This is a genomic window from Gilvimarinus sp. 1_MG-2023, from assembly GCF_030548285.1.
The window spans coordinates 501,111-522,072 of the sequence record NZ_JAUOSC010000001.1 but is presented as its reverse complement, the minus strand read 5'-3'; the positions used below and the strand labels follow the sequence as shown (position 1 = coordinate 522,072).

Here is a 20,962-nt window from a genome sequence, read left to right as displayed (position 1 = left end):
CATGTCTTCAAAAAAAGCATTAAATTTTATGGGAGCCCGAATTCCCGCCACAGCCCTGTCCGTTATCTTTTTGGTCGTGGCTATAGGCGCACTAGCGGTTAATGGGTTAAAACTGGGCTTGGATTTTACCGGTGGCGCTCAGGTTGAGGTGAGTTTTTCTCAACCGGCCGACATCCCTAAAATTCGCAGTATTTTAAATGAACAAGGGCTCAAAAACCCCGTTGCAGTGCTGTTTGGCTCTGATACTGAGGTATTGATTCGCACTCAAGGCGCTATGTCCGAGGGCGCTGAAAATGCCCTGCAAACCCGCCTGACGGCTCAATACGGCGATGCCCAACTGGTTGCCGTTAATCGCGCTCCCAGCGGTGTGAGTGGCTATTCGCAGGAGCTACTTATCTCTGGCGTCAGTCCCGGTGAATTAAATACTAACGAGCTATTCCCGCCACGGTTTTATGGGCAAGTGGAGCTTTCTGCCAGCGAGCAAGGTGTGTCGGCACTGATCGAAAATAATCTCGACTCCGCCTATACGCAAGTGCTGCTTGAGGTGTTGGCTGAGCAGACCCAGTCCGCCGTAGAGTTGCGCCGCAGTGAGTATGTCGGGCCGCAAATCGGTGCTGAGCTTCGTGATGAAGGTGGCATTGGTATGCTGGTTGCCCTGGTCGTGGTGATGCTCTACGTGGCGGTTCGTTTTCAGTACAAGTTCTCGGTTGGAGCGGTATTGGCACTGGCGCATGATGTGATTATCGTGCTTGGTTTCTTTGCTTTGATGCGTATTGACTTTGATTTGACTGTGTTAGCGGCGGTACTGGCCGTTATTGGTTACTCTCTGAACGATACCATTGTGGTGTTTGACCGTATTCGTGAAAACTTTCGCATAATGCGTAAAGGTTCGACTACCGATGTGATCAATGCATCGTTAACCCAAACCTTAGAGCGAACTTTTATCACCTCTTTGACCACATTGCTGGTATTGGGAATGTTGTTCGTTTTCGGTGGTGAGTTGATCAGCGGCTTTGCTATTGCACTGATTGTTGGGGTGGTTGTGGGTACTTATTCGTCAATTTACGTTTCAGCCAACACACTAATGTGGTTGAAGCTCGATAAAGAAGACTTAATGCCACCGGAAAAAGAAGGTGCTGAAATTGACCAAATGCCCTAGTGGCAGTCGGTGAATTCTAGGCGCCTATTTCATTGCGCCATGCCTAAATAAAAAAGCTCACCTTACGGTGGGCTTTTTTTTACTCTAGAATCAGCGATATGCTAACTTTAACAATGCTGTTTTAAATGAGCCAAACCATGCATACGATCAGTGCCAGTCAGACGCTCGACACCATGACGCCGGATGAGCTGCGCGACTTGGTGCAACGCTATCGCCGAATTTTCAGCGGTAGTGGATACGGTTTTTGGGAGTGGGATTTAACCAACAGTTATATCGATTGGTCGGGGACTTTTTGGGAGCAGCTAGGTTATAGCGATGAAGATCGAAAAATAGTCACCGATGCCAACCGGTTGCCTGAGTTTATTCACCCTGACGATATCGACTGTATGTATGAAGCTGTGCGGGAGCATTTACGCACCGCGGAACCTTTAAATACCTGTTACCGCATTAAAACCAAATCGGGCGATTACATCTGGACCCAGGTTAGGGCAGACTCCATACGCGATGACTCGGGTCGGGCAATGTATATTTCAGGTGTGAACTTCGATGTTACCGAATTAAAAAACGTCGAGGCGGCCCTGCGCGAGAGTGAAGCGCGACAGGCGCGAATTATTCAAGCCTCCAAAGACGGTATTTGGGAGTGGTACCCAGAGAGTAACGACTTCCAGTTTTCTGCCCGCTGCTGGGAGCACCTCGGCTATACCGAAGAGGATGATCTGGTTACCGCTGGCCACGATCGCATGCAAGAGTGGCTCAGCTTTATCCACAAAGAGGATGCGCCAAAGTTTAATGCTGTATTGAAACAGCATCTGCGGGGGTTTGGTCCATTTGATGTTGAGTACCGCATTTACGATAAGCAAGGCAGTATTCGTTGGATTCGGGCGCGCGGTAAGGCCAGCTTTGATGTGGACGGTCGACCCACCCGGATGTCTGGCACCAATATGGATATTACCGACATCAAGCGAGCCGAGGAGCGAGTGCTTAAAGCCAAAGAGGTGGCAGAAAAAGCAAACCGGGCTAAAAGTGATTTTCTTAACAGTATGAGCCACGAGTTGCGCACACCGCTAAATGCGATCTTAGGTTATGCCCAGTTGTTTGAGTACGATGAAAACTTGCAAGAGTCGCACAAAGACAACATTCGCGAAATTCGCTCTGCCGGCGAACACTTGCTTAAACTCATTAACGATGTATTGGATTTGGCCAAAGTTGAATCCGGAGCCGTGACCACCGCTTTTCAGCCAGTATTGGTGTCAAGGCTTCTCACTGATTGCTTTACCCTAGTGCAGCCTCAGGCCGATGCCCGAGGTATTAATTTGCACGGCGATTTTTCCGGCCTGGCGAACGCTTGTGTTTCCGCCGACCCTATCCGGTTAAAGCAGGCTCTGCTGAACTTAATGAGCAACGCGATTAAGTACAACAAGGTCGGTGGTGAGGTGGAAGTTATCCTGAGTAGCACCGAAGATAACCATTTACGGATTGCTGTGTGCGATACGGGGCAGGGCATAGCCCCTGAGCGTCACGATGAAGTGTTCCAGCCCTTTAACCGCCTAAGTGCAGAGCTTAGCAAGGTGGAGGGCTCAGGTGTAGGGCTGGTGATTACCCGACAATTAATTGAAATGATGCAAGGGCGCATAGATTTTACCAGTGAGCAGGGCGAGGGCACTTGTTTCTGGGTGGATTTGCGCAGAACCGCAGAGGCTGAAGATGTCAGCTTACCGAATGCGCCTGAAGAGCAGGAGCATACAGTTCTCTCGTTGAATGTTGAGGGGCTTTATAATGTTTTGTATATCGAGGATAACCCGACCAATATACGATTGTTGCAGCAATTTTTTAATCGCTGTGAGAATTTTCAATTGGAGGTCAGTGAGGAACCGTATGTGGGAATCTTCCGGGCCAGGCAAACTTGCCCTGATCTTATTTTATTGGATATTAATTTACCGGGGTTAGACGGTTACGATGTTCTCAGTGTTCTGCGTAACGATCCGGTTACCCGAAACATTCCAGTGGTTGGTTTGTCGGCAAATGTGATGTCGATCGATATAGAAAAAGGGCGAGAGGCAGGATTTTATGAATATTTAACCAAACCGCTGCAAATCAGCCAGTTGGTTGAAGTGTTAAATCGTCTGTTTGCGCCGGGTAGTCAAATAGCGCAATAACCGGCCTGCCATCGCTGGGCTGCTGACAGGCCGGTTGTCTACTAGCGTATATGGCCCATATGCTTTTGCACGATTTGCAGTAATGGCTTGAACACCTTAGGGCTGCCACAAACGACATGGCCGGTCTCAAAATGAGAGTTGCCACCGTTGAAGTCGCAGCTGAGGCCGCCGGCTTCTTTGATCAGTAACAATCCCGCCGCGATGTCCCATTGGTTTAGGTTCATTTCCCAAAAACCGTCAAAACGTCCCGCAGCCACATAGGCTAAATCGAGAGCAGCTGACCCCTGGCGACGAATACCGGCGGTTTGACCGGCAATTTCTTGGACCGCAGCCAAGTACGCTGAAATATTGTCCAGTGCGTAGCCACTAAAAGGAATGCCCGTGCCGATAACCGCACCGTTTAAACCTTTGCGGTTGCTGGCGCGAATACGGCGGCCGTTAAGTGCAGCCCCACGGCCGCGGCTGGCGGTAAATTCTTCACGTTTGATGGGGTCATACACCACGGCGTGTTCCAGCTGGCCTTTGATCCGGCAGGCTATGGAAATAGAAAAGTGGGGGATACCGTGTATAAAGTTAGTGGTGCCGTCGATGGGGTCAATAATCCACTCTACATCTGAATCACTGCCAGGCTGAACTCCGCCCTCCTCGCCGATAATTGTGTGATCGGGGTAGGCTTTTTTCAGGTGGTAAATAATCTCTTTTTCCGACGCTTTGTCGATTTCGGTCACAAAGTCATTGCGACTCTTTTCTTCAATGGTTACGACATCAAGGCGCTCGGTGGCGCGTTCAATGAGTTCACCGGCTTTGCGCGCAGCGCGCAAAGCAATAGTCAGCATAGGTTCCATGGGGCACCATTTAACAGAAAGCTTAAAGAACAGGGGGCGATACAGCCGGCGCAATTATAGCGAGTCAGTGCTTTGAAACCAATCAAAATATTTCCCCGCGCGTTTGAGCGTTATTATCTATCCGCTAACAGCTTAGGCCGATTTTTGCTAGAATGCCGCGGTTTTGCTGACCTAACTCTTGCCGAGGCGTCTCAATGAGTGAAAATCGACTGGATAATGTGCGTATTGTGCTGGTGAATACCTCCCACCCGGGCAATATCGGTGGCGCGGCGCGCGCTATCAAGAATATGGGGATGGGGCGACTCTATTTGGTGGCGCCAAAAGAATTCCCGGCTGAAAAGGCCGTCTGGCGCGCCGCCGGCGCTTTGGATGTGCTAGATAACGCGGTCGTGGTGGAGACTCTGGACGAAGCTCTCGAAGGCTGCGGCTTTGTGGTCGGCACCAGCGCTCGCGAGCGCCGTATTCCCTGGCCATTGGTGAATCCGCGCGAGTGTGGAGAAAAGGCCATTCAAGAGGCGGGCAGTCACGATGTCGCTATTATGTTTGGCCGTGAGGACCGCGGACTGACTAATGAGGAGTTGCACCGTTGTCACTTTCATGTGCATATTCCCTCCAACGAGGAATATTCATCACTCAATTTGGCCGCAGCCGTACAGGTTATTGCCTATGAGCTGCGAATGGCTTGGTTGGCCCATAAGGATGGCAAGGCTCCAACTTATAACGACTGGGATGTGCCGCCGGCCAAAGTGGAGGCGATGGAGCGGTATTTTGACCATCTACAGGAAACCTTGGAAAAGCTCGGCTTTCTGGAACCCGATAATCCGCGCCAAACCATGACCCGGTTGCGCCGTCTTTACAGTCGTATACGGATGGATGAAATGGAATTGTCGATTATGCGCGGTGTGCTTACATCCACACAAAATTACATATACCATGCTGAAAATCCAAAATCTGACTCAGATCAGTAGCTCTGGGACGGGTTTTACGGCCCCGCTAAGGTAGGGGCACTTGGCACAAGGGTAATAGTTGAGTAAAATACTCAGTTATTGCAAATCAGCCTGAAATTCTATGCGATTAACCACCAAAGGCCGCTACGCGGTAACCGCCATGCTCGATCTCGCCTTGCACAGTGAGGCGGGCCCGGTGAGCCTTGCTGACATCTCGGAGCGGCAGGGGATCTCTCTGTCCTATTTGGAGCAACTGTTCTCCAAGTTGCGCCGCGAGTCGCTGGTCATTAGTGTGCGCGGGCCAGGGGGTGGTTATCGTTTGGCTCAGACCTCGGCTATGGTGTCGGTGGCGGCGGTGGTCGATGCGGTGAATGAGTCACTGGATGCCACAAAGTGTAACGGTGCCGGTGACTGTCAAGACGGTCAAATCTGCATTACACATCACTTATGGCAGGATCTTAGCGGCCAAATCCATGAGTTTCTCAGCGGTATCAGCTTGGCCGATCTGGTGGCCAGACAAGACATACAGGCTGTTTGTCGGCGACAAGAGAGCGAGCTAGATTTGCAGAACATTGTCTGCAGTGATCTCAGCTAACGGTAAGGCGACATGAACCCGATATATTTAGATTATGCCGCCACCACGCCGGTTGCGCCAAAAGTTGCCGAGGCCATGGCTCAGTGCCTGACCGAAGAGGGCAATTTTGCCAACCCGGCGTCGCGTTCACACGTGTATGGTTGGCGCGCCGAAGAGGCCGTGGAGGCCGCTCGCGGTCAGGTGGCCGCTTTGATAAACGCCGATGCCCGGGAAATAGTTTGGACCAGCGGTGCGACTGAATCCAACAACCTGGCCCTTAAAGGTCTGTGCCGGCCTGGCGATCATCTGATTGTATCCAGTATCGAGCACAAAGCGGTGCTGGATGTGGCGCTCTGGCTAAAAGAGCAGGGCATCGAGGTCGATTTTGTCGAGCCCACCGCTGCTGGCACGATATTGCCAGAGCGAATTGAGGCGCTGCTAAAACCCAATACACGGCTGGTTAGCGTGATGTGGGTTAACAATGAGCTGGGCACGGTCAACCCCATTGCGGATATATCTGCCCTCTGTCAAAAGGCGGGTGTTTTACTGCATGTCGATGCCGCCCAGGCACTGGGCAAGCTGCCCATTGATCTAGACGCGCTGAAGGTAGATGCGCTGTCGCTTTCGGCTCACAAGTGCTACGGCCCTAAAGGTATTGGTGCACTCTATGTAAAGCGCAGTCCCAATATCGCTGTACAAGCACAAATACACGGCGGCGGCCACGAGCGGGGTATGCGTTCGGGCACCTTGCCTACGCACCAATGTGTCGGTTTTGGCTTGGCTTGCGAGCTGGCCGGTCAGGTTTTAACGGAAGAAACCTCTCGTATTAGTAAATTGCGCGACCGACTCTGGCAGTCGATTCGCGATCTGCCTGGTGTGCGCCTAAATGGCGAGGGTGCCGAGCGGGTGTGCGGCCATTTAAATGTAGCTTTTACCGGTATAGATGGCGAAGTTTTACTGTTGAGCTTGCGGCAATTGGCAGTATCAACCGGTTCGGCATGTACCTCGGCCAGTATGTCGCCCAGTTATGTGTTAAACGCTATCGGATTGAGCGCTGCGGATGCACTGGCATCAATTCGGATCAGCCTCGGCCGTTACACCGACGCCGACGATATTGAGCAAGCGGCAGCCCATATACGCCAAGTGGTGTTGGGTCTGCAGGGCGGTAAACAGCCTCGGCGCGCCTGATGAGTCTGTTCCGTACCGATTTATACACCAGAAATGATTCAGTAAAAATAGACGGCTAAAGGCCGCAACGATTTGGGCAGCCATAGAGCTGCAAATGATTAGCACGGCAGAAACCCTGCCCACTTCACTATAGGTGAAGGAGAGGAGAAAGATGTCTGAACAGGTTGAACACCTAATCAGGAAAGACTACGCCGCGGGTTTTCATACCGCGATTGATACAGAAACCTTACCGCCAGGTCTTAACGAAGATGTGGTGCGGTTTATTTCGGCCAAAAAGAAAGAGCCGGAATGGTTGTTGGAGTGGCGCCTGCAGGCTTTTCGTGCCTGGCAGGAAATGGAGGAGCCCGATTGGGCACACCTCAACTATACCGCGCCTGACTATCAAGCGATATCCTACTTTTCAACACCCAAAAGTATGGAAGATCGCCCGCAAAGCTTGGATGAAGTTGACCCCAAATTGCTGGAGACCTATGAAAAATTGGGGATTCCACTGCACGAGCAAGAAATGCTCGCCGGTGTCGCTATGGATGTGGTGTTTGACTCGGTCAGCGTGGTGACGACCTTCCGTGAAAAACTGGCCGAGGCAGGTGTTTTGTTTTGCTCGATCAGTGAGGCGGTGGAAAAATACCCCGAGTTGGTAAAGAAATATTTGGGCTCAGTGGTGCCGCAAAAAGACAACTATTTTGCCGCGCTTAACTCTGCAGTGTTTTCCGATGGTTCATTTGTCTACATTCCCAAAGGCGTACGTTGCCCGATGGAGTTGTCGACCTATTTTCGTATTAACGAACAAAATACCGGCCAGTTCGAGCGGACCTTGATTATCGCCGAAGAGGGCTCTCACGTAAGTTACCTCGAAGGTTGTACTGCGCCTATGCGCGATGAAAACCAGCTGCACGCAGCCGTTGTTGAGCTGGTCGCTAATGATAACGCCGAAATCAAATACTCGACGGTGCAGAACTGGTACCCAGGGGATGAAGAAGGCAAAGGCGGTATTTATAATTTTGTGACCAAGCGCGGGGTTTGCCATACCAGCGCTAAAATCAGCTGGACGCAAGTAGAGACCGGCTCTGCTGTGACCTGGAAATACCCAAGTTGCGTGTTGCGCGGTGATAACAGCGTGGGTGAATTTTATTCGGTAGCTCTGACCAACAATTATCAGCAAGCCGATACCGGCACCAAGATGATTCATATTGGTAAGAACACTCGTTCTACCATTATTTCGAAAGGTATTTCCGCCGGTAAAAGTCAAAATGTCTATCGGGGCTTGGTACGTATGAATCCGGGCGCCGACGGTGCGCGTAACTACACCCAGTGCGATTCATTGCTGATTGGTGATCGCTGTGGTGCTCATACTTTCCCTTATATTGAAAGTAAAAACCCATCGGCTGTTATTGAGCACGAAGCAACCACCTCTAAGGTGAGCGATGATCAAATGTTCCTCTGTCAGCAGCGGGGCTTGGATCCAGAAAAAGCGGTTTCCATGATCGTCAATGGCTTCTGTCGCGAGGTTTTTAAAGAGTTGCCTATGGAGTTTGCTGTAGAGGCGGGCAAGCTGCTGGAAGTGAGCCTAGAAGGTTCGGTAGGTTAAAATTTTTACCGATTTTGAGTCGGTACCGTTTGAGAATACTGATTATGTTAACGATTGATAAATTGTGCGCACGAGTTGAAGAAAAAGAAATCCTAAAAGGCTTAAACCTGACAGTTAAGCCAGGTGAAGTGCATGCCATCATGGGGCCCAATGGCGCTGGTAAAAGCACGCTGGGTAGTGTGTTAGCTGGTCGCGAGGCATTTGAGGTGACAGGTGGTAGTGTGACCTTTAATCAGCAAAATCTGCTGGAGCTGGATGTTGAGGCGCGCGCGCACCTAGGTTTGTTTTTGGCGTTTCAGTACCCGGTGGAAATCCCCGGCGTTAGCAATATGGAATTTCTGAAAGCCTCGGTGGATGCGGTTCGCAAAGCGCAAGACAAAAGCGAGTTGTCCAGCGTTGAGTTTATGAAAATGGCGCGTGAGGCGAGCAAGCAGGTCAAATTGGATCAAGCATTTTTGAAGCGTGGCGTTAACGAAGGTTTCTCCGGGGGCGAGAAAAAACGCAATGAAATTTTACAGATGATGTTACTTGAGCCCAGCTTGTGCATCTTAGATGAGACTGACTCTGGCCTGGATATAGATGCTCTGCAAACAGTGGCCGATGGCGTTAATGCCATGCGCGATACTGAGCGTAGTTTTATTGTCGTGACGCACTATCAGCGCCTGTTAGATTATATTGTGCCCGATTACGTACATGTCTTGGCCGACGGTAAAATTGTCAAATCTGGTGATAAATCACTGGCCAAAGAATTGGAAGCGAAAGGTTACGGTTGGCTAGAAGGCGAGGTGGCTTAATGGGTGTGTTACAAACCCGTGTGCTAGAACTGGCTGAGCAACAAAGTGCCCCTGATTGGTTGTCTGGGTTACGTGAGCAGGGCGCCGAACGTTTTGCGGCCACACCTTGGCCGACACGACGCACCGAGCATTGGAAATACACCCCACTTGCCGGTTTGGCGAAAAAAGTTCTAACACCATCGGAAACAAGTTCTGTCGATTTTCAATCGGTGGTGAGCGTTCAGTCTCCGGCCTATCGGCTGGTGTTTGTTAACGGTGTTTTTGCCGAATCGCTTTCCGATTCATTGCCCGCCGAGATTACACTATTAGCATCGGCGAATGCCGAGCAGTCAGCCCTTATTCAACAACATTTGGGACGTTTGGCCGATAGTCGCGAGCATTTGTTTGCCGCGTTAAGTGAGTCTACCTTAGAGCAAGGCGCCTTGATGTATGTGCAGGCGGGACAGCAATTAGATAAGCCGGTTTATTTATTAAATTACAGTACCGGCGATGCGGCACAATTATCCAGTACTCGGCATTTGGTCGTGCTAGGTGAGGGCGCTGAGGCTGAGATAATCGAGCAGTTTAATACTGATTCTGATCAGCAAAATAATTTAGTGGCCTCTTACACTGAGATAGTGATGGCGGCCAATGCCAAATGCAAACACTACCGTTTAAATCTTGAAGGTGAGGGCATCACTCATGTCGGTGGCGTATTTGTTGAATTGGGGCGTGACGCGCAGTTCAATGGCTTTGCGTTTGCGAAGGGTGCTGAGTTGATTCGCAATGACTACGTGTTAACCCATCGTGGTAGTGGCGCTCATGTCGATCTCAATGGCGTTTACTTGCCGCGTGGAAAACAAGTGGTGGACTACCACACCAATATTCAACACTGTGTTCCTCATTGCACCAGCAGTGAAGTGTTTCGCGGCATTATTGGCGATCGAGCAAAAGCGGTTTTTAATGGGCGCATTCATATTCACCAGGATGCACAAAAAACTCTGGCCGAGCTGTCCAACAAAAATCTATTGACCTCCAATAAAGCTGAGGTTGATACCAAGCCCGAATTAGAAATTTACGCTGACGATGTGCGCTGTGCACACGGCGCCACGGTGGCCCAGCTGGATGACGAGTCTCTGTATTACCTACAGACTCGTGGAATTGATAAAGATCAAGCGCAAATCATGATCAGCTTTGGGTTTATCAATGAGCTGATTCAGGGTATTGATAACTCGGCGGTCGTAGATTTTTTGTTGCCTATCATTGCTCAGCAATTTGGCCGTTCAGAATCTTTGCTGCAGATGGAGGCTTAAGCGTTTGAGTCACTTTGATGTTGCCGAGGTGCGCTCGCGCTTTCCCATTTTACAGCAAGAAGTAAATGGGCAGCCGTTGGTGTACTTGGATAATGCGGCCACTACGCAAAAGCCAGAGTCTGTGATTGAGGCAATTGCCAATTACTACCGGCACGATAATGCCAATGTTCACCGTGGCGCACACGCGCTTAGTGATCGGGCCACAGAGGTTTTTGAAGGAGCCAGAGAAAAGGTCGCTCAGTTTATTGGTGCGCCCTCCAAAGATCAGATACTTTGGACCCGGGGCACCACTGAAAGTATTAATGTCGTTGCGGCTAGTTGGGGTGAGCAAAATTTAACCGCTGGCGATCGAGTTTTGGTGTCGGCAATGGAGCATCACGCCAATATTGTGCCCTGGCAAATGATTGCGCAAAAACGCGGTGCCAATGTAGAGCCGATTCCGGTTGATGCCGATGGCGCCATTGATATGGCGGCTTTCGAGTCGTTGTTGGATAAGCGGGTCAAAATGGTTGCAGTCGGTCATGTCTCTAATGCCTTGGGTTCGGTAAACCCAGTGGCCCATATTATTGAGTTGGCGCACAAAGCCGGGGCCAAGGTGTTGATTGACGCTGCTCAATCCATTGCACACTGGCCAGTCCATATGGTCGAGCTGGGTTGCGATTTTTACGCCTTTTCGGCCCATAAAATGTTTGGTCCTACGGGCATGGGTGTCTTGTACGGTAAGCGTGAATTGCTGGAAGCTATGCAGCCCTATCAGGGCGGCGGTGAAATGATCGAATCGGTTAGCTTTGCCGGCACCACCTACAATCAATTGCCCTACAAATTTGAGGCGGGTACGCCTAATATTGCCGGGGCCGTGGGTTTGGCTGCGGCGGTGGATTTTGTACAAGGCCTAGACCGCAGTGCGGCCGATCGTCATGAAGCAGAGTTGCTTCATCGCGCGCGCGCAGAATTAGCGGCCATAGGAGGGTATCCGCTGGTAGGTAAAGCTGAGAGTGCCGTGGCAGTCTTGAGCTTTGTCAGCGATTTTGCCCACCCACAAGATATTGGCATGATTCTCGATCAGCAGGGGATTGCCGTGCGTACAGGCAATCATTGTGCACAACCCATCATGGATCAATTCGGTATTCCCGGAACCGTCAGGGCCAGTTTTAGTCTTTACAATACGCACGATGATGTCGATCGACTGATCGCCGGCCTTAAGAAGGCCAAAATGTTTCTCGCGTAAATATCACGAGGTTTGGGTATGAGTGTAGAAAGTTTTAACCCAGCAGACACCTCTTTGCTGGATGTTACTCCCACTGCCGCTGAACACCTGAAGCAGCAATTGGCGCAAGACGCCAATGACGCTCAGGCGGTTCGTTTATCAGTCAAAGAAAGCGGTTGTACTGGGTATATGTATGTTCTGGACTTGGTTGCAGCCCCTTCAACCGATGATATCGTTTTGACGCTCGACAACAGTATTAAACTCTATGTTGATCCGGCTAGCGTTCCGGTCGTGCGAGGTACTTGCATTGATTATGTTACCGAGGGGTTGAATCGACAGTTGGAGTTTCGCAATCCCAATGCGCAGGATTACTGCGGTTGTGGGGAAAGCTTTAATATCGGCTAGGAATCATACATGGCGCTAGAAAGAGAAATGGTGGTTACTCTGGCCGAGTGTCCAGCACGGCGTGTGCCGGACGGTACGCCACTGACCATTGCCAAGGATACCTTCGTCACTATCACGCAGGCGCTCGGCGGCAACTACACTTTGAGCTACCAAGGTCAGATGGTGCGAGTTGACGGGCTGGATGCGGCCGCAATTGGTAAAGAACCTGAGCTGCTCAACTTTGCTGACTTGGGCGATGGCGTCATCCACGAACAACAAGTCTGGTCGGCGTTAAAATCCGTGTACGATCCAGAGATACCAGTCGACCTGGTTAACTTGGGGCTAATCTACACCCTGGATATTGATCAGGCTGCAGGCCATGTGGGCATTACTATGACCTTAACAGCTCCTGCTTGTGGTATGGGGCCGGTACTGGTGGGCGATGTTGAGTATCGTGTGGGGCGTGTACCTAATGTTCGCCAGGTAGAGGTGGAGCTGGTATTTGACCCACCCTGGAGCCGCGATATGATGAGTGAAGAGGCCCAGCTTGAAACCGGTATGTTCTTTTAGCCGGCTTATTTAACCTTGGGAGAGGCAATGACAGAGTTTGGTGTGGATGTGAGCGCAGAGGATATCGTCGATACTCTGAGCTTTTTTGACGATTGGGAAGAGCGCTACAAATACATAATCGATTTAGGGAAAGAGTTGCCACCACTGGCTGAATCGGCTAAAACCGAACAAAACTTAGTGCGTGGTTGTCAAAGTCAGGTTTGGCTCGATAGCCAGCTTCGGGAGGGCAAGTTATATTTTGTTGCCGATAGCGACGCCTTTATCGTTAAAGGGCTGCTCGCGATTGTGTTGGCGGCTTATAATGGTAAATCAGCCGCCCAGGTTGCCGACTATGACATCGATGCTTACTTTGATGAGTTGAACCTGCTCAGTCATTTGAGTTCTACCCGCGGCAATGGTTTAAAGGCCATGGTGCAGAGAATTCAAAATGAGGGTCGCGCAGCCCTGTAAAACCGCACTAAGTGTATGGAATTTATATAAAAATACCCAAAACCCGCGTATAATTCGCGGGTTTTGGGTATATAGAGTGGGCCACTTGGTCCGAGTAAGAACAATTGGAGTGCCAGATGGCCGTAGAAAAGACTTTATCGATCATCAAGCCCGACGCGGTAGGTGACAACCATATCGGAGCGATTATTGCGCGTTTTGAGCAGGCGGGGCTGCGTATTGCTGCCTTGAAAATGATTCAATTGAGCAAAGCGCAGGCAGAGGGCTTTTACGCCGAACATAAAGAACGTCCCTTTTTCCCCTCTCTGGTTGATTTTATGACCTCGGGCCCGGTCTGTGTACAAGTGCTAGAAGGCGAAAACGCCATTGTTCGCAATCGTGAACTTATGGGGGCTACCAACCCTGAAGAGGCGGCCGAGGGCACGATTCGTCGCGATTTCGCTACCGCTGTTAGCGCCAATGCCGTTCATGGCTCTGACTCGCCCGAGTCGGCCAAACGCGAAGTGGCCTATTTTTTTACGGCTGATGATATACACACGCGCTGAGCGCGAAGGTAAAAACGATGACTGATGTAGCGCCACAAACACTGGCCACTGATACCGCTAAGGTCAACCTATTGGGTTTGTCTGAATCCAAGCTGGTGGACTTTTTCGAGCAAATGGGTGAAAAGCGCTTTCGCGCGGCTCAGGTGTTGAAGTGGATACATCAGTTAGGTGCTGATAACTTCGATGAGATGAGCAATATCAGCAAAGCTTTGCGAGAAAAGCTTAAGGCGCGCTGTGAAATACGTCCGCCACAGGTATTGCGCCAGCTTGATTCGACCGACGGCACTCGCAAGTTTTTGATCGAAGTGACCGGTGGTAGTGTGGTTGAAACGGTGTATATTCCCGATGGCGAGCGCGGCACCCTATGCGTTTCCTCTCAGGTGGGTTGCTCGCTCGATTGCAGTTTTTGTATGACCGGTAAGCAGGGCTTTAACCGCGACTTAACCGCAGCCGAAATTATTGGCCAGGTGTGGATAGCAGCAAAATCTTTCGGTCAGTTAACCGCCGGAGGACCGCGCAAAGTCACCAATGTGGTGATGATGGGCATGGGTGAGCCTCTGATGAACTTCGACAATGTTGTCGATTCGATGAATTTGATGATGCACGATAACGCCTACGGTATTTCTAAACGACGTGTCACTTTGAGCACTTCGGGCGTAGTGCCTCAGCTTGATCGATTAGGCGAGTATACCGATGCTTGCCTGGCTATTTCTCTGCATGCGCCAAACGACGAGTTGCGTAATGAGTTAGTGCCCATCAATAAGAAGTACCCGATTGCAATGCTGCTAGAATCTGCTCAGCGTTATATTGAAGGATTGCCTGACACTCATCGTAAAATCACTATTGAATATACCTTAATCGATCATGTGAACGACCGTCCTGAGCATGCTCGGGAGTTGGCCGAACTGTTGCGTGATGTACCGGTTAAAATCAACTTAATCCCTTTTAACCCGTTTAATTTGTCCAACTATAAGCGTGTAAGCAACAATGCCATGCGCCGCTTTCAGGATATTTTAATGCAAGAGGGGTACATCACCACGGTTCGTACTACTCGTGGTGATGATATCGACGCGGCCTGTGGCCAGCTGGCCGGAGAGGTGAATGATATTACAAAGCGCTCGCAGAGATACAAAGCACAGTTTTCACAGGCGGAGCCAGTTACTATCGTCAATCAATAATAATGTTTCGGGTGGAGTGACAGCAATGGCGGGCACGATGCAAGATTGTATATTTCTCAGTTTAAAACGAGTGGCACTTGTTTTGATGGCCGCTTTTTTGGTTGCTTGTGTCAGTACGCAAGAGTCTTCTAAATACCAGATAAACGAAGATAAAGCCCTGGAAAGCCATGTCACTTTGGCGCTTAAGTATATTGACAGCAAAAATCGTGAGTCGGCCCGTCATCATCTGCGCCGGGCATTAGATCTTGATAGTCGCTCCATCGATGCAAACTTTGCGCTGGCGATGCTCTACCAATTAGAAGGAGAGATGGAGCTGGCAGAAAAACAGTTTAAGAAAACCTTGCGCCTAGACCGTGCCGACTCGCGTACACACAATAATTTTGGCGCTTTGTTGTTTAACCAAGGTCGTTTTGAAGAGGCGTATAAACAATTTGAGTACGCATCAGAAGACTTAGATTACAAGGGGCGCCCACAGGCTTTAGTGAATTTAGGGCGTACAGCTTTAAAACTCGATAAGGTTGAAAAAGCTCAAGCTGCATTTGAAAACGCCGCTCGACTGAGTCCGGCAATGGCAGTGGTGAAGTACGAGATCGCCTCGTTGTATTTTTCTCAGGGCGAATACAAAAGCGCTAAGCAATACTTGGCAGCCTACGAGCAAATTGCGCGGCCAATGCCGCAATCTTTATTGCTAGGCATCAAGATTGAACGAATGTTTGACAATGTTAATAAAGAAGCCAGTTATGCTTTGTTATTAAAAAATAAATTTCCTTACTCAAAGGAATACCTTGAGTACAAAAGTATTTTGGAGCAGTCAGAGCAGTAATGATGGATTCGTTGCAGACCAGTGACAAAAGTGTGGGCCAGACACTGGTTGAGGCCAGAACGCGCAAAGGCTTAACCTGTGAGCAGGTCGCCCAAGAACTGAACGTTCAACTCGATAAATTGCGTGCACTTGAAGAAGATAACTTTGATCAGCTCTTTTCCCCTGTGTTCGTCAGGGGTTATATCCGCAGCTACGCCAAGTTAATGAAAATCGATGGTGAGCCACTGGTGGCGCAGTACGATGCGGCACATAAAGTTGAAGATCAGCCTCTGCCTCAGAGTGAGTCATTAAATGTCAAAATAAAAACGAACACGCCCAAATGGCCGCTGCGGCTTTTGGTTATTGTAGTGATTATTGCTCTATGGGTATTCGCGTATTGGTATTTTGCCGATGCATCGGACAGCTCAATTCAGCCCCAGCAGAACAACATGGCTCATACCAATACGCCCGAGACTAGCGTGCAAAGCCCTACGTCGGAACCGGCTCAGGCAGAAGCAGAATCGGCACTAGACAATGAGCGCATGGGCCAACCCACAGCGGATCTGGTTGACGTCTCTGAAACTGCAGTTAATCAGGCTATCGAAAACGATTCAACCGATAGTCAAGCAATGGCAAGTCTGGCCACTGAGCCGGCACTTGCAACTGTTACTGAAAATGCGCAACCCGATACCTTACAGTTGGCGTTTGAGCATGATTGTTGGGTCAATGTCACCGATGCGACCGGCGATGTCTTAGTCGCCGCATTGCAAGAGGCAAAAACACAATTGGTTGTCGATGGGGTAGGACCGTTTGATATTACCCTAGGTAATGCCAGTGGTGTCAGTGTTGTGATGAATAGTCTTCCGGTAACCGTGCCTGATGCCGAAGCGGGTAAAGTTATTCACTTTACCGCTGCTGCAACACAATAGTGGATTAGTTATGCATCAACCATCACCCATTAAACGACGTCAATCTAAACAGATTATGGTCGGCGATGTACCTGTCGGGGGCGATGCGCCTATTGCCGTACAGAGTATGACCAACACGGAAACCTGCGATGTGGCCGCCACCGTGGAGCAAATTAATCGCATAGCGACGGCGGGGGCAGACATTGTTCGGGTGTCAGTTCCCAGTATGGAAGCCGCTGAGGCTTTTGGCGAGATACGCAAACAAGTAACAACACCGCTGGTGGCCGATATTCATTTTGATTATCGAATCGCATTGCGAGTAGCCGATTTAGGGGTTGATTGCCTGCGTATTAATCCCGGTAATATTGGTCGGGAAAAACGCATTCGCGCCGTTGTAGACAAGGCTCGCGATCTTAATATTCCTATTCGTATTGGTGTGAATGCCGGTTCCTTAGAAAAAGACATTCAGAAAAAATACGGCGAGCCAACACCAGCGGCGTTAGTAGAGTCCGCCATGCGCCATGTTAATATTCTCGATACGCTAGGCTTTGATAATTTTAAAGTCAGTGTAAAAGCTTCCGATGTCTTTATGGCTGTAGATGCTTACCGGCTGCTGGCTAAAGAAATTGATCAGCCGCTGCATTTGGGCATTACTGAGGCCGGCGGATTGCGCTCCGGCACAGTAAAGTCAGCTGTTGGGTTGGGAGCGTTACTGCTTGACGGTATTGGTGACACCATTCGTATATCCTTGGCGGCAGACCCCGTTGAAGAGGTGAAGGTCGGTTGGGATTTATTGAAAAGTCTTAAGCTGCGTAACAAAGGTGTTAATTTTATCGCCTGCCCGAGTTGTTCTCGTCAGAATTTCGATGTTATTAAAACCATGAATGAGTTAGAGCAGCGGGTTGAGGATATCACCATCCCGTTGGATGTCGCCGTTATTGGTTGTGTCGTCAATGGGCCGGGTGAGGCAAAAGAGGCTGACCTGGGGCTGGCCGGTGGTGCGCCCAGTAATCTTGTCTATGTTGACGGCCAGCCTAACAGTAAGTTGGGTAATGAAGGTCTAGTGGATGAGCTGGAGAGGCTGATTCGAAACAAAGCCAAAGAGAAAGAGCAGAGCGAAGAGTCCATTATTGTGCGTGTTTAATTCATTGTGCGTGGATTCTATATGCTGTGCGCATATGTTAATTAATAACAGTATCTAGACGTAGGTGTTCGATTGAAAAAGATTCAGGCTATTCGCGGAATGAACGATATTTTGCCCGAGGATTCCGCCTTGTGGCAATACTTGGAAGGCGTCATTCAACAAACCTTGGCAGGCTTTAGTTACCGTGAAATACGCTTTCCCATTATGGAAAAAACTGAGCTCTTTAAGCGCTCTATTGGCGAAGTCACTGATATTGTTGAAAAAGAGATGTACACCTTTCTCGATCGCAATGAGGAAAGTTTAACACTGCGCCCGGAAGGTACCGCCAGCTGTGTGCGCGCCTGTGAAGAAAATGGCCTGCTCTACAATCAAACCCAACGTTTGTGGTATATGGGTCCCATGTTTCGCTATGAAAAGCCGCAAAAAGGTCGGTATCGGCAGTTTCATCAAGTGGGTATTGAAACCTATGGTGTGGCTGGCCCTGATATTGATGCCGAGCTGCTTTTGCTGTCTTATGAGTTGTTTAAAAAGCTAGGTTTAACCCATTGCGTTGAATTGCAAATAAACTCACTCGGCAGCGATGTGGCTAGGTCAGAATTTCGCCAAGCACTAGTGACTTATCTTCAATCGCACAAAGATGCGCTCGATGAGGACAGCAGGCGCCGTTTAGATACTAATCCGCTACGGATTCTTGACAGTAAAAGTGAGGCAACCCAGCGCTTGCTGGATGCTGGCCCAAGTTTGAGTGATTACTTGGATGAAGAGTCGCGTCAACATTTTGCCGAATTTACGCAACTGTTGGATGCTTGCGGTGTCCCATACACCATCAATAATCGCCTGGTGCGCGGTCTTGATTACTACAATCGTACTGCTTTCGAGTGGGTTACCGACAAACTCGGCGCCCAGAGTGCAGTTTGCGCCGGTGGCAGGTATGATAATCTCGTGGCTCAGCTGGGTGGAAAAGCCACCCCAGCGGTGGGCTTCGCTATCGGTCTAGAGCGCTTGTTGTTGTTATTACAAGGCGAGGGCAGTGTGCCAAGCTTAGGGACGGTTGATGTTTATCTGGCGGCTGTGGGCAATGTTCAGGCTCCAGCATTATCGTTGTCATCCGAGATTCGCCGGGCTTTACCCAATTTAAAAGTGTTTATGCACTGTGGTGGCGGCAGTTTTAAAAACCAGCTCAAAAAAGCGGATAAGAGTGGGGCATCAATCGCTCTTATTCTCGGTGAAGACGAAGCAGTGGCCGGCACGGTAACAGTGAAGTATTTGCGCGAAGAGAAGCCTCAATTGACCTTGCCACAAGGTGAGTTGGTTGAAGTTTTAGCTGAAATTAACAATTAAGAACTGATTCAGGTAGGAGAGTAGAGTGAGCGATCATTTAACAGAAGAAGAACAAATTGAGAATCTGAAAAGGTTGTGGAAAGAGTATGGCACCAGCATTATCGCCAGCATTGTGGTCGCCACAGCTGGTTATTTTGGCTGGAACTACTGGCAGGATAGCGAGCAGCGCAAAGCTGAAGTCGCCTCACAATATTTCCAGCAAATGGTTGATGCTGCCAGAGCTGCGCCGACGCAAGTCGAAGATGGTGAAGCCGATGCGGTTAGGTCTACCGTTGATCATTTAGCCGAACAAATTCGTCAAATAGACCCGGACAGTATGTACGCGACCCAAGGCGCTTTGTACAGTGCTAAAAAAGCCGTAGAAGCCGGTGACTTAGATCAGGCGGCGGTCGAGTTGGAGCGTGTAGTGGCCAATTCAGACAGTGCGCCTTTACAACAGATTGCTCGTTTACGTTTGGCCCGGGTTCTGGCCGAGCAAGAACAGTATGACGCGGCGCTGGCTCAAGTTAGTCAGCAAGCTGTGGTGGGTTTTGAGTCTGAACAAGCCGAAGTGCGGGGCGATGTGCTGCGTTTAAGTGGTGACCAAGCCGCGGCTTTGACCGCTTATGAAAAGGCACTGACTAGCTATGCCGGTGACAATCAACAGCGTCGTGTTGTTTTAGAAATGAAAGTGGATAATGTAAAACCATTGTCGGCCCTTGAGGAGCCCTCTGCATGAGATTATACCCAATCGCCATTCTAGCCTTTGTGCTGACGGGGTGTTCCGTTTTTAGTGATAAAGACGGAACTGAGCCAATGGAATTGGTTGAGTTTGATCCATCGATAACTGTCGAGCAGTTGTGGCGAACAGATGTAGGTGCTGGACAAGGCAAAGGGTTTACCGCCCTAACGCCCGCTTTTTTTGAACAATTGGTATATACGGTCGACCACAAGGGTCAGTTAACGGCTCTTAATCGGTTAACGGGCAAAGTCATTTGGCAGCGTGACCTCGATGAGCCCATTGCCGGTGGTGTTGGTCTCGGGGAGAATCAACTGCTTTTGGGGTCCGACGCAGGCCAACTACTGGCACTATCGCGCGAGACCGGTGAAGTATTATGGCGCACTCAGTTAACTGGTGAGGTTACCTCAGTGCCTGCCGGTAATGGCGATGTTGTAGCGGTACAAACACTCGATGGTCGTCTGAACGTGCTCAGTGCCGATACCGGTGAGATAATGTGGTTTTACGACAACCCGCCGCCCAAGCTGACCTTGCGTGGCAGACCAACGCCGATCTTAACCGATTCAGCGCTCTATGCCGGTTTTGCCAATGGCCGCTTAATGGCGTTTAACCCAGAAAATGGACTGATTTTGTGGGAGCAGCGTGTGGGCCTACCTAAAGGCCGGTCCGATCTGGAAAAAATGGTCGATATCCACGCGACCCCTGTACTGCAAGATGGCATTTTGTACACCGCCGGTTTTCAAAGTCGAGCCATGGCCATTACCCGGGCAGCGGGCCGACCCTTATGGTCGGTGGACCTGTCGACCCATCAACCGGTGTGGGTTGACGATGGTGAGCTATTTGTTACCACTGAAGACAGCGCACTGAAGGCTTATAATGCCGGCACCGGTGAGCTACTTTGGAAAAATGAGCAAATGCTGCGACGCCATTTAATTGGCCCGGTTGTACTCAATGATTATGTGGCCGTCGCCGATGAAGACGGGTATATTCATTTTATGTCACGCGATGATGGCCACTTTGCATACCGTTTAAGGCTGGATCGTTCTGGCACTCGCGCCCCCATGTGGAGCGATGGCGACAGGCTTTATGTGCTTGCCAATGATGGTACTTTTGCCGCCTTTACGATTGGCGACTAACTCTTATTTGCCGCCCATGGGCGGCTTCTTATAGATTTT

The 20,962-nt window shown here is 50.0% G+C and carries 21 protein-coding genes; 20 read left to right on the top strand and 1 reads right to left on the bottom strand.

Translation table 11 applies throughout. From position 1 onward, the window contains the following. Position 1: 1 nt before the first annotated feature. Together secF and Q4563_RS02270 are read left to right on the top strand one after the other, a co-directional pair. On the top strand, positions 2-1,159 hold the full coding sequence (secF, locus tag Q4563_RS02275; protein ID WP_215977633.1) for a protein translocase subunit SecF: 1,158 nt from the start codon (positions 2-4) through the stop codon (positions 1,157-1,159). Positions 1,160-1,296: 137 nt separating this feature from the next. Then, entirely contained in the window at positions 1,297-3,315 is a 2,019-nt protein-coding gene (locus tag Q4563_RS02270; protein ID WP_303603456.1) for a PAS domain-containing protein, read from the top strand. 41 nt (positions 3,316-3,356) lie between these two features. Here Q4563_RS02270 and Q4563_RS02265 read toward each other — a convergent pair whose 3' ends face one another. After that, positions 3,357-4,160, bottom strand: coding sequence for an inositol monophosphatase family protein (locus Q4563_RS02265; protein ID WP_215977631.1), 804 nt, complete (start codon positions 4,158-4,160; stop codon positions 3,357-3,359). Positions 4,161-4,354: 194 nt separating this feature from the next. Here Q4563_RS02265 and trmJ point away from each other — a divergent pair, with 194 nt between their 5' ends. From trmJ to bamB, 18 genes are all read left to right on the top strand, one after another. Next, positions 4,355-5,128: a tRNA (cytosine(32)/uridine(32)-2'-O)-methyltransferase TrmJ gene (trmJ, locus tag Q4563_RS02260; protein WP_215977630.1), complete on the top strand. Its 774-nt coding sequence runs from the start codon at positions 4,355-4,357 to the stop codon at positions 5,126-5,128. A 100-nt stretch (positions 5,129-5,228) separates the two neighbouring features. After that, positions 5,229-5,702: a Fe-S cluster assembly transcriptional regulator IscR gene (iscR, locus tag Q4563_RS02255; RefSeq protein WP_215977629.1), complete on the top strand. Its 474-nt coding sequence runs from the start codon at positions 5,229-5,231 to the stop codon at positions 5,700-5,702. Between the two features lie 12 nt (positions 5,703-5,714). Further along, positions 5,715-6,869: a cysteine desulfurase family protein gene (locus Q4563_RS02250; protein WP_303603455.1), complete on the top strand. Its 1,155-nt coding sequence runs from the start codon at positions 5,715-5,717 to the stop codon at positions 6,867-6,869. A 151-nt stretch (positions 6,870-7,020) separates the two neighbouring features. Next, positions 7,021-8,457, top strand: coding sequence for a Fe-S cluster assembly protein SufB (sufB, locus tag Q4563_RS02245; RefSeq protein ID WP_215977627.1), 1,437 nt, complete (start codon positions 7,021-7,023; stop codon positions 8,455-8,457). A gap of 14 nt (positions 8,458-8,471) precedes the next feature. Further along, positions 8,472-9,251, top strand: a complete 780-nt coding sequence (gene sufC, locus Q4563_RS02240; protein ID WP_442903693.1) for a Fe-S cluster assembly ATPase SufC — start codon at positions 8,472-8,474, stop codon at positions 9,249-9,251. Next, on the top strand, positions 9,251-10,543 hold the full coding sequence (gene sufD, locus Q4563_RS02235; RefSeq protein WP_303603454.1) for a Fe-S cluster assembly protein SufD: 1,293 nt from the start codon (positions 9,251-9,253) through the stop codon (positions 10,541-10,543). The genes sufC and sufD overlap by 1 nt, the downstream gene beginning before the upstream one ends. A gap of 4 nt (positions 10,544-10,547) precedes the next feature. Further along, positions 10,548-11,771 (top strand): aminotransferase class V-fold PLP-dependent enzyme, encoded by a 1,224-nt coding sequence (locus Q4563_RS02230; RefSeq protein ID WP_303603453.1) that lies wholly within the window; start codon positions 10,548-10,550, stop codon positions 11,769-11,771. 18 nt (positions 11,772-11,789) lie between these two features. Then, on the top strand, positions 11,790-12,155 hold the full coding sequence (locus tag Q4563_RS02225) for a HesB/IscA family protein (RefSeq protein WP_215977623.1): 366 nt from the start codon (positions 11,790-11,792) through the stop codon (positions 12,153-12,155). Between the two features lie 9 nt (positions 12,156-12,164). Continuing rightward, complete coding sequence (gene sufT / locus Q4563_RS02220) at positions 12,165-12,704, top strand: putative Fe-S cluster assembly protein SufT (RefSeq protein WP_303603452.1); 540 nt, start codon at positions 12,165-12,167, stop codon at positions 12,702-12,704. Between the two features lie 27 nt (positions 12,705-12,731). Then, positions 12,732-13,154 carry a SufE family protein gene (locus Q4563_RS02215; protein WP_215977622.1) on the top strand — a complete coding sequence of 141 codons (423 nt, stop codon included), beginning with the start codon at positions 12,732-12,734 and terminating at the stop codon, positions 13,152-13,154. Between the two features lie 116 nt (positions 13,155-13,270). After that, on the top strand, positions 13,271-13,696 hold the full coding sequence (gene ndk / locus Q4563_RS02210) for a nucleoside-diphosphate kinase (RefSeq protein ID WP_215977621.1): 426 nt from the start codon (positions 13,271-13,273) through the stop codon (positions 13,694-13,696). Between the two features lie 17 nt (positions 13,697-13,713). After that, the gene (rlmN, locus tag Q4563_RS02205) at positions 13,714-14,874 is read left to right on the top strand and encodes a 23S rRNA (adenine(2503)-C(2))-methyltransferase RlmN (RefSeq protein ID WP_303603451.1); all 1,161 of its coding nucleotides are present in this window, start codon (positions 13,714-13,716) and stop codon (positions 14,872-14,874) included. A gap of 37 nt (positions 14,875-14,911) precedes the next feature. After that, positions 14,912-15,697, top strand: coding sequence for a type IV pilus biogenesis/stability protein PilW (gene pilW, locus Q4563_RS02200; RefSeq protein ID WP_215977619.1), 786 nt, complete (start codon positions 14,912-14,914; stop codon positions 15,695-15,697). After that, the gene (locus Q4563_RS02195) at positions 15,697-16,605 is read left to right on the top strand and encodes a RodZ domain-containing protein (RefSeq protein WP_303603450.1); all 909 of its coding nucleotides are present in this window, start codon (positions 15,697-15,699) and stop codon (positions 16,603-16,605) included. The genes pilW and Q4563_RS02195 overlap by 1 nt, the downstream gene beginning before the upstream one ends. 10 nt (positions 16,606-16,615) lie before the next feature. Next, the gene (gene ispG / locus Q4563_RS02190) at positions 16,616-17,728 is read left to right on the top strand and encodes a flavodoxin-dependent (E)-4-hydroxy-3-methylbut-2-enyl-diphosphate synthase (protein ID WP_215977617.1); all 1,113 of its coding nucleotides are present in this window, start codon (positions 16,616-16,618) and stop codon (positions 17,726-17,728) included. A gap of 72 nt (positions 17,729-17,800) precedes the next feature. Then, on the top strand, positions 17,801-19,069 hold the full coding sequence (gene hisS, locus Q4563_RS02185) for a histidine--tRNA ligase (RefSeq protein ID WP_303603449.1): 1,269 nt from the start codon (positions 17,801-17,803) through the stop codon (positions 19,067-19,069). 25 nt (positions 19,070-19,094) lie between these two features. Next, positions 19,095-19,787, top strand: a complete 693-nt coding sequence (locus Q4563_RS02180) for a YfgM family protein (RefSeq protein ID WP_303603448.1) — start codon at positions 19,095-19,097, stop codon at positions 19,785-19,787. Then, positions 19,784-20,923, top strand: coding sequence for an outer membrane protein assembly factor BamB (gene bamB / locus Q4563_RS02175; protein ID WP_303603447.1), 1,140 nt, complete (start codon positions 19,784-19,786; stop codon positions 20,921-20,923). Before Q4563_RS02180 ends, bamB begins: the two co-directional genes overlap by 4 nt. Positions 20,924-20,962: the final 39 nt, after the last annotated feature.

Coding starts and splice junctions, on each gene's coding strand:
- ndk (WP_215977621.1), top strand. CDS start 13,271: ATGGCCGTAGAAAAGACTTTATCGATCATCAAGCCCGACGCGGTAGGT.
- Q4563_RS02265 (WP_215977631.1), bottom strand. CDS start 4,160: ATGGAACCTATGCTGACTATTGCTTTGCGCGCTGCGCGCAAAGCCGGT.
- Q4563_RS02250 (WP_303603455.1), top strand. CDS start 5,715: ATGAACCCGATATATTTAGATTATGCCGCCACCACGCCGGTTGCGCCA.
- Q4563_RS02225 (WP_215977623.1), top strand. CDS start 11,790: ATGAGTGTAGAAAGTTTTAACCCAGCAGACACCTCTTTGCTGGATGTT.
- trmJ (WP_215977630.1), top strand. CDS start 4,355: ATGAGTGAAAATCGACTGGATAATGTGCGTATTGTGCTGGTGAATACC.
- sufD (WP_303603454.1), top strand. CDS start 9,251: ATGGGTGTGTTACAAACCCGTGTGCTAGAACTGGCTGAGCAACAAAGT.
- Q4563_RS02270 (WP_303603456.1), top strand. CDS start 1,297: ATGCATACGATCAGTGCCAGTCAGACGCTCGACACCATGACGCCGGAT.
- secF (WP_215977633.1), top strand. CDS start 2: ATGTCTTCAAAAAAAGCATTAAATTTTATGGGAGCCCGAATTCCCGCC.
- sufB (WP_215977627.1), top strand. CDS start 7,021: ATGTCTGAACAGGTTGAACACCTAATCAGGAAAGACTACGCCGCGGGT.
- iscR (WP_215977629.1), top strand. CDS start 5,229: ATGCGATTAACCACCAAAGGCCGCTACGCGGTAACCGCCATGCTCGAT.
- bamB (WP_303603447.1), top strand. CDS start 19,784: ATGAGATTATACCCAATCGCCATTCTAGCCTTTGTGCTGACGGGGTGT.
- rlmN (WP_303603451.1), top strand. CDS start 13,714: ATGACTGATGTAGCGCCACAAACACTGGCCACTGATACCGCTAAGGTC.
- sufT (WP_303603452.1), top strand. CDS start 12,165: ATGGCGCTAGAAAGAGAAATGGTGGTTACTCTGGCCGAGTGTCCAGCA.
- Q4563_RS02195 (WP_303603450.1), top strand. CDS start 15,697: ATGATGGATTCGTTGCAGACCAGTGACAAAAGTGTGGGCCAGACACTG.
- Q4563_RS02215 (WP_215977622.1), top strand. CDS start 12,732: ATGACAGAGTTTGGTGTGGATGTGAGCGCAGAGGATATCGTCGATACT.
- ispG (WP_215977617.1), top strand. CDS start 16,616: ATGCATCAACCATCACCCATTAAACGACGTCAATCTAAACAGATTATG.
- pilW (WP_215977619.1), top strand. CDS start 14,912: ATGCAAGATTGTATATTTCTCAGTTTAAAACGAGTGGCACTTGTTTTG.